Source organism: Stenotrophomonas sp. STEN029, from assembly GCF_056760015.1.
The window spans coordinates 1-1,957 of record NZ_JBRREC010000171.1 but is presented as its reverse complement, the minus strand read 5'-3'; the positions used below and the strand labels follow the sequence as shown (position 1 = coordinate 1,957).

1 protein-coding gene is annotated in these 1,957 nt (G+C 68.3%); it reads right to left on the bottom strand.

Going from position 1 to position 1,957, the window contains the following annotated elements:
* Positions 1 to 196: 196 nt before the first annotated feature.
* Positions 197 to 1,696, bottom strand: coding sequence for a VWA domain-containing protein (locus tag ACVOLI_RS20425; protein ID WP_481615777.1), 1,500 nt, complete (start codon positions 1,694 to 1,696; stop codon positions 197 to 199).
* Positions 1,697 to 1,957 lie beyond the last annotated feature (261 nt).

Genomic DNA, 1,957 nt, shown 5'->3' with positions numbered 1-1,957 from the left:
TCCCCCGCCCCGCGCCCCGCCCCCCGGCCCCCCCCACCCCCCCCCCCCCCCCCCCGCCCCCCCCCCCCCCCCCCCCAACAACATGACGCGGCTTCTGTCGGAGCGGCGTAAGCCGCGAAGCTGGCAATGCCTGAAGATCAAAAGCCTACCCCTCCCCAACCCTCCCCTTGGCTTCGCCAAAGGGAGGGAGCACAGCTCAGCCCTTCGGCAGCTGCGCCAGCTCCTCGCGCACCAGCTTCACCACCAGCTTGTCCAGGGTGTCGACCGAATAGTTCTCCACCTCATGCACGGTCTCGCTGCCCGGTCCGCTCGAGGGATCACCGGCGTCCTTGTAGGTCAGGAAGATGAAACGCCCGCCGGTGTACTGCGCGATCTGCCGCTGCGCGATCTCACCGGTGGTGTCCTGGCCGGATGCCGCCACGCTCAATACCTTGATGCCCTTGCCCAGCGCCGCCAGCATGGTCTGCTCGTAACGCGGCTGCGGGTAATCCATGTGCGGCGGCGCATCGGCCAGTGACACCAGCAGGCGGGTGGTCGAGGCACCGCGCCAGTTCATCGCCTGCACCGCATGGTCGAAGGCCTCGTTCATTGCTTCCGGGTAATCGCCGCCACCATTTGCGCGCACGCCATCGAGCACGTTCTGGAAGCCGGCAACGTTGTTGCTGAGGTCCCAGCCGCGCACGAAATACTCATCGCCGCGGTCGCGGTAGGTTACCAGCCCCAGGCAGATGTCCGGGTTGGAGGGCAGCTGTGCGATATCACGAACGATGCCCTGCAACGAGTCCCGCAGCTTGTCGATCTCATCGGCCATCGAACCGGTGGCGTCGACCATGAACACCAGGTCGAGCTTGGCCCGCGCCGGCAGCGGCGCATCGGCCACCACCACCTGCACTGCGTTCTTCTGTCCGCGCTGCAGGGCCGAGGTCACGGTCTTGCCGGCGCGCCGCACCTGCACCTGGTAGCTGGCCGAATCGCGATCATCGAAGGCATTCGGGTGAACCCAAACCTGGCCACCGGCATCGGTACGCGCCCACATCCTTGCACCGTTGCGGGCGGTGACCGCCACTTCTGCGTCCGGCACCGGTCGGCCCTGCGCATCGACCACCTGCAGGCGCTGGCGCACGCTGACGTCGCGGCCAAGATCATTGGATTCCTCATGCCGCTGCAGGAACTGCTGGAACGCAGTGAAGTCGACGTTGTCGTCAACGACACCGGCGGTGACCGGTGCCTGCTGCTGGCGCACGCTGCCAGTGCTGGTGATCGAGGTCATCGGCACTTCCGCGGCAGAGTAGCTGGCATCTGCGGCAGTCTCGGCGCGAGCCGCCAACGGTATCGGTGCTGGCGGTGCGGCCGGCGATGGGGGCGCCAACATCTTGGCAGATGTCCTGTAACCGTCTCCCCCGCTCAGACTGATCTTGTCTGCCGCGATGTTGTGCTGCGGCCTCGGGCTGGGATCGGCAATCTCGCGCAGTACCGGTGTATCGCTGCAGACCGTGGCGTTCGGCGCACGGAAGTTGGCCTGGGTCTGGCGCGTGCGTTGCGTGGTTGGCGCCTTGAGGTCGCCGGTAGTGTCGGTCACCGGGAACGGGGTATGGCGGACCGCCGCTGCCACAGGCAGGCCAACCAACAACGTTACCGCCGCAGCCAATGCCATGTTGCGAACCGCCGGCCGGTTTGAACCCTTTGCGCTAGCCATGATCCCTGCTCCCATGCTGGCCGCGTGATGCGGCGTACGGGGATAGGAACGGATGGGGATGAGGAGTGGGGTTAATGCCCCCTCCCTTTGGCCGCAGGCCAAGGGGAGGGCTGGGGAGGGGTTGGCTTTTGATCTTCGGCGTTGCCGACAACGCTGCTGTAGTGGGGGGGGGGGGGGGGGGGGGGGGGGGGGGGGGGGGGGGGGGGGGGGGGGGGGGGGGGGGGGGGGGGGGGGGGGGGGGGGGGGGGGGGGGGGGGGGGG